The 17,344-nt window shown below is 58.5% G+C and carries 8 protein-coding genes; 1 reads left to right on the top strand and 7 read right to left on the bottom strand.

Features of this window, described 5'->3' with window-relative positions; translation table 11 throughout:
• Nucleotides 1-11: 11 nt before the first annotated feature.
• The 7 genes from fhuB to ABFT80_RS09640 form a co-directional block, all read right to left on the bottom strand.
• Nucleotides 12-1,991 carry a Fe(3+)-hydroxamate ABC transporter permease FhuB gene (gene fhuB, locus ABFT80_RS09610; protein WP_347971676.1) on the bottom strand — a complete coding sequence of 660 codons (1,980 nt, stop codon included), beginning with the start codon at nucleotides 1,989-1,991 and terminating at the stop codon, nucleotides 12-14.
• Nucleotides 1,984-2,862: an iron-siderophore ABC transporter substrate-binding protein gene (locus ABFT80_RS09615; protein ID WP_347971677.1), complete on the bottom strand. Its 879-nt coding sequence runs from the start codon at nucleotides 2,860-2,862 to the stop codon at nucleotides 1,984-1,986. The genes fhuB and ABFT80_RS09615 overlap by 8 nt, the downstream gene beginning before the upstream one ends.
• Before the next feature lie 5 nt (nucleotides 2,863-2,867).
• Nucleotides 2,868-3,674 (bottom strand): ATP-binding cassette domain-containing protein, encoded by an 807-nt coding sequence (locus ABFT80_RS09620; protein ID WP_347971678.1) that lies wholly within the window; start codon nucleotides 3,672-3,674, stop codon nucleotides 2,868-2,870.
• Nucleotides 3,675-3,744: 70 nt separating this feature from the next.
• Complete coding sequence (locus tag ABFT80_RS09625; protein ID WP_347971679.1) at nucleotides 3,745-5,919, bottom strand: TonB-dependent siderophore receptor; 2,175 nt, start codon at nucleotides 5,917-5,919, stop codon at nucleotides 3,745-3,747.
• A 133-nt stretch (nucleotides 5,920-6,052) separates the two neighbouring features.
• Nucleotides 6,053-6,937, bottom strand: a complete 885-nt coding sequence (locus ABFT80_RS09630) for a helix-turn-helix domain-containing protein (RefSeq protein WP_347971680.1) — start codon at nucleotides 6,935-6,937, stop codon at nucleotides 6,053-6,055.
• A gap of 101 nt (nucleotides 6,938-7,038) precedes the next feature.
• Complete coding sequence (locus ABFT80_RS09635) at nucleotides 7,039-7,701, bottom strand: response regulator transcription factor (protein WP_347971681.1); 663 nt, start codon at nucleotides 7,699-7,701, stop codon at nucleotides 7,039-7,041.
• Entirely contained in the window at nucleotides 7,694-9,124 is a 1,431-nt protein-coding gene (locus ABFT80_RS09640) for a sensor histidine kinase (RefSeq protein WP_347971682.1), read from the bottom strand. Before ABFT80_RS09640 ends, ABFT80_RS09635 begins: the two co-directional genes overlap by 8 nt.
• Nucleotides 9,125-9,602: 478 nt before the next feature.
• Between ABFT80_RS09640 and ABFT80_RS09645 the strand changes: the two genes are divergently transcribed.
• Nucleotides 9,603-17,294 (top strand): peroxidase family protein, encoded by a 7,692-nt coding sequence (locus ABFT80_RS09645; protein ID WP_347971683.1) that lies wholly within the window; start codon nucleotides 9,603-9,605, stop codon nucleotides 17,292-17,294.
• The last annotated feature ends 50 nt before the right edge of the window (nucleotides 17,295-17,344 follow it).

The raw sequence follows: 17,344 nt of genomic DNA on the forward strand, positions 1-17,344 counted from the left end.
TCGACGCATTTCTAACTGTTTCGAACGCGTCCGCGCCCAAGAAGCCATACGAGATACGGGCCTCCGAGAAGCGATGCGAACAGGCCCAGTGGAAGTTGATATGGAAAGGCCACCATGCGGGCAAGCCAGTCCGAAAGCACCATGAGACCGCTTCCAATGAGAATTGCGCCGAAAAGATGCGGTAGAACGCGGCCAAAACCGACGAGACGGGAAAGATGCGGCGCAATCAAGCCGATAAAGCTGAGCGGACCGACGAAAAGCGCTGCCGTGGCGGTGAGCAGCCCGGCAAGCAGGACGAGCGCTGTCCGGCTCGCATTGAGCGGCACGCCTAGTGAACGTGCAGTGCCTTCGCCCAGCGGCAGCACTTCCAGCCAGCGCGCCATCGGCATCAGCGGCAATAGAAGGACGATCGCTGCGGCAATGCCGTACCAGGCATATTCGGGCGTGACGTCGTTCGTCGAGCCGCTCAGCCAGCGCAATATGCCGAATGCTTCCGGTTTTCCGGTAGCGATGATGGCAGTCAGCACTGCGCTGCATAGCGCGCCCATTGCCACGCCTGCGAGCAAGAGCCGTTCCGGCCCGAGCCGTCCACGACGCGAAATGATCAACATCGCAAGCAGCACGAGCGTTGCGCCGATTGCCGACGCGACCAATTGAACGGGAAGGCTGGGCGCGGCAAAAAGGAAGAGCGCTGCGGCAAGCCCGACGCCTGCACCCGATCCGACACCAAGGATTTCCGGGCTGGCGAGCGGGTTTGCGGTGATGCGCTGTAACACGGCGCCAGCCGCTGCAAGCATCGCACCGGCTGTTGCGGCGACGATGACACGCGGCAGCCGCCACGGCATGAGATCGCTGAACAGATCGCCGGTTGCGAAATTCCAGCCATCGGTTCCTCTGCCCAATGACAGGGCTACGAAGCCGATGAGCAAAACGGCGACGCCTATCAGTGCAGAAAGAAGAACCGGATTTCGTGCCCGCCCCCCTGCAGCGCCGCCCATATTGAGCGTCGGCCATTCGAACATGCGAAGGCGCGGTAGCAGCCAGAGAAGCAGCGGACCGCCGAGCAGGGCAGTGGCCGCGCCGGTGGGAATGCGTTCACCGCCGCTTCCGGCGAAGAGTTGCACCAGCCCATCGGTAAGCCAGAGCAGGATCGCGCCGATCAGCGGAGCCGCAACCAGTCTTTGCTTCAACGATCGCGCGCCGCTGAGCTGAGCAAGAGCAGGGGCCGCCAGTCCGACAAAGCCAATGACACCGACATGCGCCGTAACGGTCGTCGCAAGCCAGATCGCAATGGCGATAACCATGAAGCGCGTTGTTTGCGACCCGATGCCGAGGCTGCGCGCAGATGCGTCGTCCAGCGCCAATATCGCCAGCGGCCGCAAAAGAAGCACTGCTGCGAAAAGCGCTGGCAGGAAACGCCAGGCAATCGCGATCGATGAATCCCAGCTTTGCTGCGTGAGAGAACCGCCACCCCAGATGAACAGCGAGAACATGTATTCGCCATTGGCGAGAATAAGTGCAGCGCTTGCGGCAGTCGCGGTAAGCGCTGTCATCATACCGGCCAGAACCACAGACACCGGCTCCAGCCCACGCCGCCATGTCAGCGACAGAATGAGCGCGACGGCCAGAACGCCGCCGACGAGTGCTACGCCTTCGCGCGCATTTTCCATGAGGAACGGCGCGTAGATGGTGGATGCCGCCATTGCGAGTTGCGCGCCTGCCGCAACGCCAAGCGTTGATGGTTCCGCGAGCGGATTACGCAAAACCCTTTGCAGCAAAAGACCGGAAAGCCCGAGCGCCGCACCAGAAATCAGAGCTATCGCCGCGCGCGGAAGCACGCTGTTGAAGAAAATAACCGAATCCAGATCAGCGGGCAGGGCCGGGCCGCGTCCGAGCACAAAGCTCGACACCTGAAATGCGAAAAGCATCGCTGCCAGCAAAGCCAGCCCAAACCAGAGAAGCACGCCGCGGCGAAGCATGGTCTTAGCCATTGGCAGATGCCTGCGCTGAAAGCATGGATTGTGCGGCAAGCCTGGCGAAACGCCGGGCTACGGGCAGCGCGCCAAAATGATTGACCGGATCGATAATGGAGACGCGGTTTTGCGCGACCATCGGCAAGGCTTTCCACAAGGCGCTGGTGGAGAGCGTCCAGCGTGCTTCCGGCGGAATCGGCGCAATGATGATGACCCGCGCTTGCGGATTGTTTGCCAATGCTTCCAGCCCGACGGGCGCTGCTGCCGAGTAACTCGTATCTTCCTGCCAGGCATTTTCGAGGCCCAGCCTGCTCAGCACATCGCCGAACATGCTGTCGCGTCCGAATGCCCGGAAATGCCGCGGATCGCCTATGCTGATAATGTAGACCCGCCGTTTCTCCAGTCCGGAAAGCGATATGCGCAAGGCGTTGATCTCTTTGTTGCTTTCATCGATCAGAGTGACGGCTTTTGCTTCAAGACCGAGTGCTTTTCCAAGCAGCAACGTCGCGTCTTCGGCAAGTGCATAGGGTGGGCTTCCGGGCAGATAGACCGGCGCGGAGAAGACCGGCGCGATGCGTTCCAGACTACCCCTTTGGCCTTCATAGAAATTGGAACTGAGGATCAGGTCGGGCCCCGCGCTGCGCAGCAATTCGTAGTTTGGTGTGCCGCGCAGGCCAAGATCGGCGACGCTTTCAGGCACTGCCGGTTCGATGGCTATCTCACGGAACTGCTTGAGTTCGGTCGCGGCAATCGGCACGACGCCAAGCGCAAGCGCGGTTTCGAACATTGCCCAGTCGATAGCCGCAACACGCGAAGGCGTCGCGCGCGCCAGCGTCGGTGACAACGCCGCGCCCGCGAGAACCCCGATTGCCTGTCTGCGTGTCAGCATCGCGTCTACTGCACGTAGCTTATCGGGCCACCCGTGACAGGGTGAGGCAGGATGCCCATGGGGATGCCGTAGATGTTGCCCAGGACTTCCCCGCTCATGATCTCCGCCGGCGCACCGCGCGCGACAAGCTTGCCTTCGCGAATGGCAAGAATCTCGTCGCAGAAACGAGCCGCCATATTCACGTCGTGCAGAACGATAACGGCACTGATCGAACGTGCGCGGCTGAGGCGGCGAACAAGGTCGAGCATGTCGACCTGGTGAGCGATGTCGAGCGCCGATGTCGGCTCGTCCAGAAGCAGGCAGCGCGTATCCTGCGCGATCATCATGGCAAGCCAGACGCGCTGGCGTTCGCCGCCTGAAAGCGTATCGACCAGCCGGTCGCGAAATTGTTCGAGATCCGTATCGTGAAGCGCTTCCGCGACCTTGGCTCGATCCTCTTCACTGAAACGGCCGAGCGCGCCATGCCACGGAAAACGACCGAGTGCGACGAGTTCGCGAACGGTCATGCCTTCCGCAGGCGGCGTGAATTGCGGCATGTAGGCGACCGAGCGGGCATAGTCGAGGTCGCGCCATGTGGAAATCTGCTGTCCGAGAAAGCGGGCACTGCCATTGCTGGCAGATTGCTGCCGGGCCAGCATTTTGATCAGCGTGCTTTTGCCGGAACCGTTCGGGCCGACCAGACCGTAAATTTTCGATTGTGAAAGCTGGAGTGTGAGGGGCTGCAGGATGACGCGGCCTTCAGCCGAAAAACTCAAACCGTCCAGCTCGTAAAGGGGCTGACTGGTTGTGGTTTCAGGCTCTTTACCGATCATCGTCCATGGCCTTCTCATATGCGGACGGGGATGCATGAAGCATCCCCGCGTTTGAATTTCTGCTGTTTCCTTACCAGGTGGTGTGGACTTTCAGCTTTAACGTTCTGCCTTCAGCGTAAGCACAGCCGGTCGCGTCCTGACAACTTGCAACATAGGCCTTGTCGAAAATGTTGTTCACGTTGAGGTCCACGCCCCAATTGTCTTTCTTGTAGCCGAGTTTGGCGTCGAAAACCGTTGCTGACGGAACCTTCAAAGTGTTGGCATTGTCGACCCATGAAGAGCCGACATAGCGCACACCGCCGCCAAGTGTCAGGCCTTCGAGCGAACCTTCGTCGAAGGTGTAATCGAGACCGAGCGACGCCTGCTGCTCGGGGACGATGAAGGGTGTTTTTCCAACAAAGTTCGGGTTGTTGTCTTTCTTGATTTTCAGGTCGAGCGCCGTGAAAGCTGCCGTAACCTTTATATTGTCGGTAACGTTGGCCTTAGCTTCAAGTTCTATGCCGCGCGAACGCACCTCGCCGGTCTGGACCTGGGCAAAGATGTTTGTCGGATCGACGGTAAGAACATTTTGACGGGTCAGATCGAACAATGCTGCCGTGAAAATACCGTCAAAGAAAGTGGGCACATATTTGATGCCGACTTCATACTGCGTGCCTGTCTCAGGCCGGAAAAGATCGCCTGCACCGGTTGTGCCTATGACCGGGTTGAAGAAAGTCGCGATGCTGGCGTAGGGCGTAATGCCATTGTCGAATTCATAAGCCACACCAGCGCGGCCAGAGAATTCGCCGTCTGTGCTCGTGGTTTTGATGTTCTGTGTCGGTGCATAAAATGTCGGACGATCCCTGGCCCCGGTCCACACGCGATCGTAGCGCCCGTTGAGCGTGACCAGCCAACCATCAGCAAAGCGCAACTGGTCTTGAACATAGAGACCGAGTTGATGCAGCGAGAGATCCTGATTCAGATAGCTCACGCGGGGCGTCTGAGGGACCCCGTACACCGGATCGGCAGGATCGATAGGTGTTGTCGTTCCAAACAGCGCTGAGGACTGAATCTGATCGATGTTGTAGTATTTATAATCGAGGCCCGCCAGAAGCGTGTGCTCGACAGCACCGGTCTGCACTTTGCCTTCAATCTGATTGTCGATCAGGAATGTTTTGGCAGTGGTTTCGTGGCCAAAATTGATGCGGTCCAACAAGTTAGGGGATGCATATCCGTTTCCGTAGATGCTGACCTCTTCAAGCTTTGAAATACCGAAGCGCGCGTTCTGGCGAACCGTCCAGTCATTGTCGAATGTGTGTTCGAATTCGTAGCTGAGCGAAGCCTGCTTGCGCAGATATTTGTCGAGATCCGGCTCTGTGAAATTTGCATCACGGTCGATCTTGCCAAAGGGCGCATCGACCACCGTGCCGATATAAGGCAGGAAAGCTCCGCCGCCATGGGTCTGATCCATGTAGGTGACATTGCCGAGAAGCGTGAAGCTCGTCTGCGCATCAGGGGTCCAGCTTATGCTGGGTGAAATTGAACCGCGGAATCCATCAGCGAAATCCGTGTAGTCATTACCGCCCGCGAGAATGCCGCTGACACGGTAATCCACGACTTCGTTGAGTTTGTCGCCTATGTCGAAGCCGAGATAGACGTTTCCAGCATCATTCACACCGGTTTCCACGTAGCGCTTGCGCTCGCCCGTGGGACGTTTGCTGACATAGTTGACGAGACCACCCGGATTGCTGCCGCCGTAAAGCACCGAGGCGGCACCACGCAGAACCTCGATACGCTCGAGGTTGAAGCTGTCGACGAAGAAGCCGCCGAAGCCGTAGCTGTATTGCTGCAACCCGTCCTGATAGATGCCGGTTGCCGTGGCCTGAAAGCCGCGGATGAAAAGCCAGTTCGTGTCGCTATCCGGGCCGAAGGGCTGCGCGAAAACACCGGCGGTGTAGCGCAGGGCCTCGTCGGTCTTCTGTGCGCCGCGATCGTCGATTTCTTCACGACCGACAACGGAAACGGATTGCGGGATTTCTGTGATCGGCGTTGCGGATTTCGACCCCGCCGTGGTGCTTTTGGCGACGTAGCCTGTGACTGGTCCGGTCCCGCTGCCGCCAGTGCCCTGGCCCTCGATCACCACCTGTTCGAGTTGGATCGTTTCGCCATTGTCCTGTGCGGATGCCGCGTCGCAGGCGATGAATGTCAGTGCGGAAGTTCCTGCCAGAAGGAGCCCGCTCAATGTACGCCGAGAAAAAGTGATCATGTCCACCCACCTAACACCCGAGCCGTTCATTACGGCATTTTAATATGAGCTTTTAACTCGACTTATCAGGTTCGGGATTGAAGGGTTTTGCTTTGAATTGAACGTTATTGTGCAATTTTCGAAGGACTCGCGATCAAGCCGCCATGTTTCGTTTCCATGAGGCAGGAGTCGTGCCGACGACGCGCCTGAAAACGCGCGTCAGGTGGGCCTGGTCGGAAAAGCCGCTGGCCGCTGCCACATTGGTCAGCGATATGTCTTTCCTGCGCAGCATGTCCTGAACGCGAGCGATCCGCGCCCTCATCTGCCACTGGTGCGCGGGCATGCCGGTAGAAGCCTTGAACGCATGGCAGAAGTAGGATTCGGAAAGGCCGGTAAGAGCCGCCAGTTCGCCGAGCCTGATCGTTCTCAGGCAATGTTCTTCGATAAATTCTTTCGCGCGGCGCAACTGCCATGGCGGCATCTGGCTGCGCCTGCGACTGCTGGCCGGGCCGATCTGCAGGAGGGCCGTCAGCAAAGCGTCCAGAAGGCTCTCGCCGTAAAGATCGTTCAACGTATCCGATGTGGCGCATTCGAGCGCGATAAGCCTCGCTATGCCCATGATGCGCTCATCTTCGAACATCAGACGAGGCGTGTCGAATTTACCGGATATGCGTTTGCGCTCGAAACGGTCTGCAAGGGCTGCCATATCGAAGTGCAAATCCAGATGACGCAGGGAGCGCACATCGTCGATGCGTGACCAGAGGCGCAAGCCCGCAGGAACATAGCTGATCGGACTGCGCGCCTTGCTATCAGCCGGCCGTTTGTTTCTGGGCGATGCCCCTATGTCGATGCCACCTGCGCCATCCTTATCGAGCACGACGAAAAGGCGGGGGTATGGAGACACATATTCGCCGCCAGCCCCCTCGGCACATTCAACCTGCCAGACGTCGGCAATCGCTCCGTTCCATGAACGGCATTGGAGATCGCTTACGACTGAAATGCCGTCAATGCGGCTTTCCATGCTCGGAAGAAATGTCATGCCTGTCTCTCGTTGAGCGATATGCAGCGCTAAATCTTGATAATCACAATCAACTTATAGCGCCTTTATCGACAAAAATCGAGAGGCGGAATCTTTGCCACTCAATCACTGGTATCCCAAGCGGGATCCCAGTGATTGCGGGCAACGATGGTGGCTTCGACGCGATTGCGGACCTGAAGCTTCCAGAGAATATTCGTCACATGGAATTTGGCGGTGCTTTCCTGCACGCCGATGGTTTTCGCAATGTCGCCATTGCTCCGGCCTTTGGCGAGCAACCGCAGGACGCGGTGCTCCTGCTGCGAAAGCAGCGCCAGCCGCTGTTGCTCGATGGAGGGCGTGGTTTTGGACTTCATGGAGAGCAGGCGAAGTCCAAGCTGCGGGGAGATGTAGGTATCACCCGCCGCAATGGCTTTAATCGCCGAGATAAGATGGGTAGCCTCGATGCCCTTCAAAAGGTAGCCGACGACGCCTGCATCCAACGCCTGCATGACATCCGCATCCGTCTCGGAAACGGTCAGCATGATGACGCGGACCGATGGTGATTGCTGCGTAATCGTCTTGGCGGCCTCTATGCCGCCTCCCGGCATGGAAATGTCGAGCAGAGCGATATCGGGCAGTCTTTGCGCAACTATTTCGATGGCGGCAGGCGCGGAAGCGGCTTCGCCGACGACGCGTATCGCCGGATCGAATGACAGGCTCTGGAGCAATCCGGCACGATAGATCGGGTGGTCATCGGCAACGACGACGGAAATAGGCTCACTCATCTATCGGATCTCCGCGCAGATGAAGCAGCATTTCCAGACAGGAACCGCCCGACGCGTTCTTCTCGAACCTGAACCTCCCGCCAAGGCTTTCGACGCGGTGTCGAAGGCCGGCAAGCCCCATTCCGTTTTGCGCGGTGTCAATGGCAATCGGCGACGCTCCTCTGTCACAAACGGTGATACGCAGAATGGTGCCGTCGATCTTGCAGCTTACCTGCTGTCCAACCCCGCTTCCGTGCCGGAACGCGTTGGTCAAACCTTCCTGAACGAAGCGATAGACGCAAATCTTGACCGGATGCGAGATCTGTTCGTCTGCGTCGTCGCAAAACGTCTCGACATACGTATCCGTCCGGTTTTGGTGCGCCAGAACCGCGCGTCCGACAACTGCGCACAGTGACAGGCGCTCGATCTCCGGCAGCATCAGGCCACGTGAGATTTCCCTGATTTCCTGAAGGGCGTCTGAAAGAACGCGTGCAACTCCGTGCAGTGCCGTTTCGCGGGTCGCAATGTCGGCAGCATGCCGCACCGCTTCCAGCTTTAGCGTCGCACCCGCAATGAGCTGAGACGGCCCATCATGAAGATCGGCGCCGATGCGTTTCAGATAATTCTCATTGAGTTCCGCTGCCTGCCCGGAGGCGCGCTGGACGCGTCTGCGCAATGCCTGATTGCGAAGCGAAGCCTTTTCAACCTCACTCATACGGGTCTGGAGATCTTTCTTCTGCATCGAGATCGTGCGGCTGCCGCGATAGACGATGCCGAACAGGCTGCCCATCATCACAAGGCTGATTGCGGCAACGATCGTCCAGCCCTGCAATTGCGCCTGCCGAACGCGGTCGTAAAGCGGCTCGGTCACTTCATGGATTTCGGCGACTGCGATGATCTTTCCCGAAATATCTTCGCGGATCGGCGTGTAAATTTCGAGATAACTGACTTCAAAACCACGCGTGACGTGCTCTTGTGCGGTCAAATCCGTGTATTGAGACGCGATATCGCCGGAAAGCGCGACTTTCATTGCCGCCGGTCTATCAAAGACATGGCCGATCAATTGCCGTGTGTTCGAATAGGCGATCGCGCCGTCGGGTTTCCATATTTCCAGATAGGGAAAGCGGTCGCGAAATTCGGGGTCACGCAGGATTTCATCCAGTCGGTTCGACGATGCGCTGCCAAGCGTATCGGAAGCGACCAGTCCCTGAGCCAGCGGCGAGACGACACTGTCGAGCAGCAAGGCCGTAACTGACGCTGTATCGTGTACTGCTTCGCGTGCAAGAACGGCGCTTAGAAACTGGCCGAGACACAGCATTCCAATCGACATGACGAGCCCGCCAGCAAGCGCGAACTGCCTTATCAGGCTCAACTCGCGAAAACGGGCAGGCACGTAATCAACCCATGCGAATGGGCGAAAGGGGCCGCTTAAAGCCCGTATCATGTAAGCCTCCCAGGCTGAAAATCATCTGCCTGCACGGCATCCCGCTGCCGCGCCAGAATATCTCCAAGAAACCATTATTTCCCCTCGGCCCTTGCAATTGGACAGTATTTGCAAAATCCGGTGTGCGAAAGCCGCCTTTATGAATGCTGCTTCCTCTCTTTGGCCTAACCTCGACAGTGTAGCAGGCAATGCCAAGTAGATAGGCGACCAAAGGCCAGTCGCGGCCTATCCGATAGTCTAGGTCTGGCCTCAACGATGGCCGCGGCGACCGTACACCTTTCGCAAGCAACTGCGTCAGACCTTGTGCCGTGGGCTTCTGGTCGCTTCCCGGCGATAGATGGGACGTTCGGAGCGGTGGGCTTCGGAGCAGATCAAAGCGCGGGCGAATTCACATTCTCCACGACGTGCCGAAAGAGCACGACGCGGGATGGAGAACCTTTGCCAAAGCGCGGGGAACAAAGGGCGGAAGGACGCGAAAATGGTAAAGCTGATCAAACACGATCTGCAATTCATTCTGGAGCAGATCAAGATCGCGGAAGCACATGCGGCGGGGGGCGATCTCGCCACTCTGGTCGGTGAGGCGGGGGGCTTCGATCCTGCGGCTCCCGGCACGCCAACACAGGCGGCACTTCTCCCTTATGGCCTGCGAACCGTCGATGGCAGCTACAACAACCTCATTCCCGGTCGTGAAATGTGGGGGGCGGCGAACCAGTCGTTTCCGGGCATCTTCGATGCAAACTATCTGAACGAAAATGACGGCGACAGCCTGACTTTCGGTCCGGGAATGACCTACACGAACAATGATTATGGAAATGCAGGCACTGCGTCGGGCATGACACCGGGGCCAGGCAGCGGAACCGTCATCGACGCCGATCCGCGTATCATTTCCAACCTCATCGTAGATCAGACACCCGGCAATCCGGCAGCCATCATGGTTGCTTTGCAGCATGCAGGTGTATCGGGTGCGGGGCTTATCGCAGGCGTGGCTGGTGTTAAGGCCGCTTATGCGACCTATCAGGCGTCTGCAAAAGCGGAAGCCGATTTGCAGACGCTGCATACGGCGGTCGAAGCATTCGGCATCGAAATGGAAGGCGTCAGCATCATTATTCCCAACGTTGCACCGGATGAAGGCCTGTCATCGCCATTCAATGGCTGGATGACGATCTTCGGCCAGTTCTTCGATCACGGCCTCGATCTCGTCGCCAAGGGTGGCAATGGCACAGTCTATGTTCCCTTGCAGCCGGACGATCCGCTTTACGTCGAAGGCAGCCACACGAACTTCATGGCGCTGACGCGCGTTACCGTAAATGCCGGACCAGACGGACGGCTTGGAACGGCCGATGATATTGCCAACCCGAAGAACCTGACGACACCTTGGGTCGATCAGAACCAGACTTATGGTTCAACGGCTTCCAAGCAAATCTTCATGCGCGAATTTACCGATGGACCGGATGGCAAGCCAATTGCAACTGGCCATCTGCTGGAAGGCAGCACCGGCGGGGCTGGCGGCACGACGGGCGGGCTGGCGACCTGGGCCGACATTAAAGCGCAGGCACGTGACGTGCTCGGCATCAACCTGACCGACGCCCATGTCGGCAACATCCCGCTGCTGGCCTCCGATCCCTACGGAAACTACATTCCCGGCGCCAATGGCTACCCGCAACTCGTAGTCGGGCTTGGGGCCGACGGACAGCTTGGTACTGCCGACGATGTTCTTCTGGAAGGCGACCCGACAGCCAATGGTGGGCTTGGTGTCAACATTCCGGCGACGGCCATCCTTACAGGTCATGCGTTCCTTGACGACATCGCGCACAATGCCGTTCCGGTAAGCATTGGCGGCGTGCTTCAGGCCGATAGTGACGATGCCGTGGGCTATTCCGGCGGTGTCGATACACGCGGCAACAACACGGCTTACGACAATGAAATGCTCGATGCGCATTACATCGCAGGCGATGGCCGCGTGAATGAAAATATCGCGCTGACGGCGGTGCATCATATTTTTCACTCGGAACATAATCGCGTCGTCGAGCACACGAAGGATGTTGTGCTCGGCTCCAACGATCTGGCTTTCCTGAACGAGTGGCTGCTGGTCGACGTCGCCGCCGTTCCGACGACACAAGCGGAAATCGCGGCCCTTGTATGGGATGGCGAGCGTCTTTTCCAGGCTGGCCGCTTCACCACGGAAATGGAATATCAGCATCTCGTCTTTGAGGAATTCGGCCGCATGATGCAGCCGGATATCGATGCGTTCGTCTTCGAGCCGTCGGTGGATATCAACCCGAACATCGCTGCCGAATTCGCGCATGTTGTCTATCGTTTCGGCCATTCCATGCTGCGCGAAGACATTGCCCGCATCTCGCTCGATGCGAATGGAAATCCCGTTCAGGACGATGTCGGCCTGATCGATGGCTTCTTGAACCCGGTCGAGTTTGCCTCCGCCGGTGATGCGGATGCGGCAGCCGGTGCGATCATTCGCGGCATGAGCCGTCAGGTCGGCAATGAGATCGACGAATTCGTGACCGGCGCGCTGCGCAACAATCTTCTTGGCCTGCCGCTCGATCTGGCGACCATCAATCTGGCACGCGGCCGCGATGTCGGCACACCATCGCTGAATGCGGCGCGCGAGAAGTTCTACGACGCAACGCTCGACACGCAGCTCAAGCCTTACGAGAGCTGGGCGGACTATGCGCTCAACCTCAAGAACCCGGCTTCGATCATCAATTTCATCGCGGCCTACGGCACGCATGCGCTGATCACCGCCGAAACGACGCTCGAAGGCAAGCGCGCAGCCGCAATGTCGATCGTCTTCGGAACGTCTGAGATCGTCTATGGCGATCCGAACACGGCAGCCGACAACAGGCTGATAAATCCGCCAGCGGATCGGTTCGATTTCCTGAACTCGACAGGCGGATGGGCGACGCAGGAATCCGGCCTGAACACGGTCGATTTCTGGATCGGCGGCCTCGCCGAAAAGAAAATGGCCTTTGGCGGTATGCTCGGCTCCACCTTCAGCTTCGTTTTCGAAATGACGATGGAAAATCTGCAGGATGCAGACCGTTTCTACTACCTCTCGCGCACCCAGGGTCTGAACCTGCTCAACGAGCTGGAAAACAACACCTTCGCCGAACTGGCGATGCGCAACACCGATCTTGGGAACCCCGGCTCGACCGCGCTGCCCGGCAATCTCTTCTCGGCATTCGAGACGCCGACGCTCGAAATGGACCCGACCAAGCAGATCGGGACCGATCCGGTTCACGAAGATCCGACCTTGCAGGCATTCTCTCGCCTTGTGGAACGGCGTGACGCCGCAGGCAATCTGATCGCTCCGAACGACACGACGACGGTCGCTGCGTATATCCGCGTCAACAGCCTTGAGCATTTCACCATTGGCGGCACGGAAGGCAACGACCGGATCATCTCCGGCGGCGGCGACGATGCCATATGGGGCCGGGGCGGCGATGACACGATCGAGGCCGGTTACGGCGTCGACAAGGTGTTCGGCGGCGCTGGCGACGACATCATCACCAACTCCGGCACGGATATTGGCGAAGTCGACTTCCTGCACGGCAATGAAGGCAATGACGTCATTCATGGCGGTTCGGGTCTGGCGCTGATCTTCGGCAACGAGGGCAACGACTTTCTCGTTACCGGACCGGACGGCAAGGAAGTGTTCGGCGGCACTGGCAACGACTTCATCCTTGGCGGCGAAGGTGGCGACAATCTTCTCGGCAATGAAGGCGACGACTGGATCGAAGGCGGTTTGCGTTTCGACGTGATCACCGGCGAAAACTCGGAGCTCATGTTCAACTCGCGCATCATCGGCCATGACGTGCTGAATGGCGGCAGCGGTGACACCGACTATGACGGTGAATCCGGCGACGACATCATGTTCCAGGGCGTCAGCATCCAGCGCAGCAACGGTATGGCCGGTTTTGACTGGGGTATCCACAAGGGCGACGACGTAGCCGCGAATTCCGATCTCGGCATTCCGATCTTCACCAATCAGGAAGCCTTTATCCTGCGCGACCGTTTCGATCTGGTGGAAGGTCTTTCGGGCTGGAAGTTCAATGACAGACTGACGGGCCGTGAAGAGCCGGTGAATACGAGAGCGGAAGCAACCGGCACGGCGGCAATTCCCGGTGCAGACGCGCCGCTGGACTCCTATTCGAACGCGCTGCTTCAGAAGAATGTCAGCCTGATCAACGGGTTGGATCAGCTTGTTGCACATATTACCCGTACACAGCAGACCGGTAATGATGGTGTTACCGAAACCGTTGTGATGGACACCGGCGACGCATCCGACATTCTGCTTGGCGGTGGCGGCAGCGACCGGATCACCGGCAAGGCGGGCAATGATGTCATCGACGGTGACAAATGGCTGAACGTCCGCATCAGTGTGCGCAATGCTCAAGGCGTCGAAATCGCGACGGCCGATGGCATGACGGGCAAGCTTTATCGAACCGCTGCTGGCCTTGCCGCCCAAGCTGCAGCCGATCTGTTCAACCCGAACGGAGTTGCAAGCTTCCAGGGCATGACGTTGCAGCAGGCGATGTTCAATCGCACGCTCAATCCGGGCCAGTTGCACATCGTTCGTGAAATCGTGAATGGCAATGTCGCAGGCGACATCGACACGGCAGTCTACCGGGATGTGCGGGCAAACTACACATTCGAACTTAATTCGGACAGCAGCCTCGTCGTCGACCACACGACTTTCGTCGAGCCGGATCAAGACGATGGTGAAGATGAAGGCGTTCCGCGTCTTCGTTCCGACGGTCGCGATACAGTTCGCAACATCGAGAAGCTTGAATTTACAGACGGTTCCCTGAACGTCATCACCGGCACTTCGGGCAATGAGACGCTTACAGGTACGGCACAGGACGATCTTCTCATCGGGCTTGCCGGAAACGACGTGATCAATGCGCTTGGCGGCAACGACATATTGATGGGTGGCACCGGTAACGACACCCTCAACGGCGGAACCGGCAACGATACCTATGTCTTCGGCCTGGCCGACGGCAACGACATCATTCAGGAGCTCGGCGGAACAGATCGGATAACCGTTGCAACCGGGGCGCTGACCGGGCTGTCATTCAACGAAACAACGGCAGGTGGGGGCAATGACGATCTGGTCATTCAGTTCAATGGCCAGCAAATTACAATCGTCGACCATTTCGATCAGGCAGGTGAGGCAGTGGAGTCCATCAACTTCGGTGACGGCACCTTCAACGGCTACGCTTTCGACGGCGATTATGCGCTTAGCACGGACGACAATAATACGCGCAGCGCAGCAGCAGGCGTTAACACCGTACTCGCCGGAACGACCGGTAATGACGATCTGGCCGGTGATACGGGCGACGACCTCCTGTTCGGCGGCAACGGTAATGACGATCTCGACGGCGGAGATGGAGACGACCTGCTCGTCGCCGGTTCCGGCAATGACGAACTTATCGGCGGGCTGGGTGCCGATACGATGGTCGGCGGAACCGGTGACGACACCTACAGCGTTGACGATGCCGACGATGTGGTTGTCGAAGATGCGAATGCGGGCACGGACACAGTAGAGACTACGCTGGGGGCTTATACGCTCGGCGCAAATGTCGAAAATCTGACCTTCACCGGGGCGGGGGCATTCGCGGGAACGGGCAATGCGCTGGCAAACCGCATAGAGGGCGGCGCAGGCATCGACACGCTCAGCGGCCTTGGCGGCAACGATACCTACATCGTCAACACGGCTGGCGATCAGGTGATCGAGGCAGCAGGCGGCGGAACCGATAATGTTCAGTCATCCGTCAGCTTTACGCTTGGCGCGAACGTCGAAAACCTGACGCTGACTGGCAATGCCGCGATCAACGGTACGGGCAATGGCGAGGCCAACACCATCAACGGCAATAATTCCGCCAACCAGATATTCGGCGGCGGCGGCAACGACGTCCTCAACGGCAATGGCGGTAACGACCTTATCGACGGCGGAACCGGCAACGATACGATCGACGGCGGAACCGGCGATGACACGATTATCGGCGGTGCGGGCGACGACACGATAAACGTCTCCAGCGGCAACGACATCATCAGCTACACGGCTTCCGGCTTCGGCAACGATACGATCAACAATTTCGATGCCAGCGCTCAGGGTGGCGGTCAGGATCGCATCGACCTGAGCGGACTTGGAATCACGGCAGCCAATTTCGCTACACGGGTGTTGGAATCCACGGTCGGCGGAAGCGGCAACACGCTTCTGACCATCCGCGATGCGAGCCTTGCCACAATCGGCACGATCCGCATCAACGGCGTGACGAATGCGAATATCGATGCCAGCGACTTCATACTGGCAGCACCGGCAGCCGCACCGATCAACGGTACGAACGGCAACAACACGCTGAATGGCGGCAACGGTAATGACGTCATCAACGGTCTTGCCGGGAACGACACGCTCAATGGCAATGCAGGTAACGATACGCTGACCGGTGGGCTGAACAACGACACGGTGAATGGCGGTACGGGCGACGATACGATTATCTGGAACGCTAACATTTCCGGCGCTACTGACGGTCGCGATCTGGTCAATGGCGGTACGGAAGGAACGGCGGGCGACACATTCGTCGTGAACGGTAATGCAAGCGCCGAAACCTATCGCATCTACACCCGCGCGGCATGGGATGCGGTTCCCGGCAACCAGATCCAGAGCCTGAATGCGGCGACCGAAATCGTCGTCACCCGAAACGGAACGGGTGTGACTTCAATCATCGCGGAACTCATCGAAATCGAGGAAATCCGCATAAGCGGTGCGGACCCTGCGGGTACCGGGACCGTGGCTGGCGACAGCTTCGAAATGTTCGGCGATTTCTCGACGACAAGCTTGCGTCTCAACACCATCACAATCGATGGATCGAGCGCCGACGATACGGTGGATATATCGGCTTTGACCTCCGCCCATCGTATCGTCTTCAAATCGAACGGCGGCAACGACACCATAATTGGCACGCTGCGGCCGCAGGATGTGATCGAATTGCCGGACGGCGCGAGCGCCGACGATTATGAGATCACGACCGACGAAAACGGCATGACCACCATGACGAATGGCGAGCACACAATTTGCTTCGTCAGCGAAGGCGGCCTGCCGCATATCGGCGACGATGACGACGAAGACGATGATGACCATCAGGGGGGCAATGATGACGATGATGATGACGACGATCATCACACCGGCGGCAATTGCGGCTCGGATGATGACGACGATGCACCGGCCCCTCAGCCTGGCTCATCGGTAGGGCGCAATGTCATAGGCACGGCAAATGCCGACGTCCTTCAGGGTACGGCGCAAGGCGACACGATCCTCGCACTTGACGGCGGCGACAGCGCTCTTGGTGGAGCTGGCGACGATGTCATCAATGGCGGCACCGGCTACGACTTCCTGAGCGGTCAGGAGGGTCGCGACATCATCTTCGGTGACGAGGGCGATGACATTATCCTCGGCGGTGCCGACAACGACATGCTCTATGGCGGCGATGGTGCGGACCGTCTGTTCGGCGATGCCGGAAATGACATGATCGATGCCGGTTCGGGTAACGACACGGTCTATGGCGGTACCGGAAACGACATCTTCATTGCCTCGAACGGTGACGGCAACGACGTCTACTATGGCGACGACATGGCGGGCGGATCGGGCAACGATACGCTGGATATGTCCGGTATCACTGCGGCGATAACCGCCGATCTCGGCACCGGCTTCCTTGGGAGGGGCAGTGTATCGAGCGGCCACACGGGCAGCGATACGATCTGGGGTGTCGAAAACATCGTGACCGGCTCGGGCAACGATACGATCACCGCAAGTGGCGCGGTAAACGTCATGGATGGCGGGGCAGGCAACGACACTTTCCGCTTCCTTTCGGCGGCGGATGCCAATGGCGATACGATCTACGGCTTCCAGCCGGGCGACCGGCTCGACCTGTCGGCCATCGATGCCAACAGCGGTGCCAGCGGAAACCAGAGCTTCACGCTTGTAAACGGACCGGCATTCAGTGGTCCCGCGCAGGTCGCGATCAGCTTCGAAACCCGCGAGGATGGCGACTATACCGTCGTCAGCGGCAATACGACGGGCGCTGATGCAGCCGAATTCCGCATCAGCATCAAAGGTACACACGACCTCCAGCAGTCCGACTTCAATCTTTAGTCCTGATAGAGCAGGCCGGCACGTCCGGCCTGCTTTTCTTACCGACGACA

Source organism: Foliimonas ilicis, from assembly GCF_039939195.1.
Taxonomy (GTDB): Bacteria; Pseudomonadota; Alphaproteobacteria; order Rhizobiales; family Rhizobiaceae; genus Foliimonas; species Foliimonas ilicis.

What these genes read in the sequence shown, in the direction of transcription:
- fhuB (WP_347971676.1), bottom strand. Translation starts at nt 1,991, where the DNA reads ATGGCTAAGACCATGCTTCGCCGCGGCGTGCTTCTCTGGTTTGGGCTG.
- ABFT80_RS09635 (WP_347971681.1), bottom strand. Translation starts at nt 7,701, where the DNA reads ATGAGTGAGCCTATTTCCGTCGTCGTTGCCGATGACCACCCGATCTAT.
- ABFT80_RS09640 (WP_347971682.1), bottom strand. Translation starts at nt 9,124, where the DNA reads ATGATACGGGCTTTAAGCGGCCCCTTTCGCCCATTCGCATGGGTTGAT.
- ABFT80_RS09625 (WP_347971679.1), bottom strand. Translation starts at nt 5,919, where the DNA reads ATGATCACTTTTTCTCGGCGTACATTGAGCGGGCTCCTTCTGGCAGGA.
- ABFT80_RS09615 (WP_347971677.1), bottom strand. Translation starts at nt 2,862, where the DNA reads ATGCTGACACGCAGACAGGCAATCGGGGTTCTCGCGGGCGCGGCGTTG.
- ABFT80_RS09645 (WP_347971683.1), top strand. Translation starts at nt 9,603, where the DNA reads ATGGTAAAGCTGATCAAACACGATCTGCAATTCATTCTGGAGCAGATC.
- ABFT80_RS09630 (WP_347971680.1), bottom strand. Translation starts at nt 6,937, where the DNA reads ATGACATTTCTTCCGAGCATGGAAAGCCGCATTGACGGCATTTCAGTC.
- ABFT80_RS09620 (WP_347971678.1), bottom strand. Translation starts at nt 3,674, where the DNA reads ATGATCGGTAAAGAGCCTGAAACCACAACCAGTCAGCCCCTTTACGAG.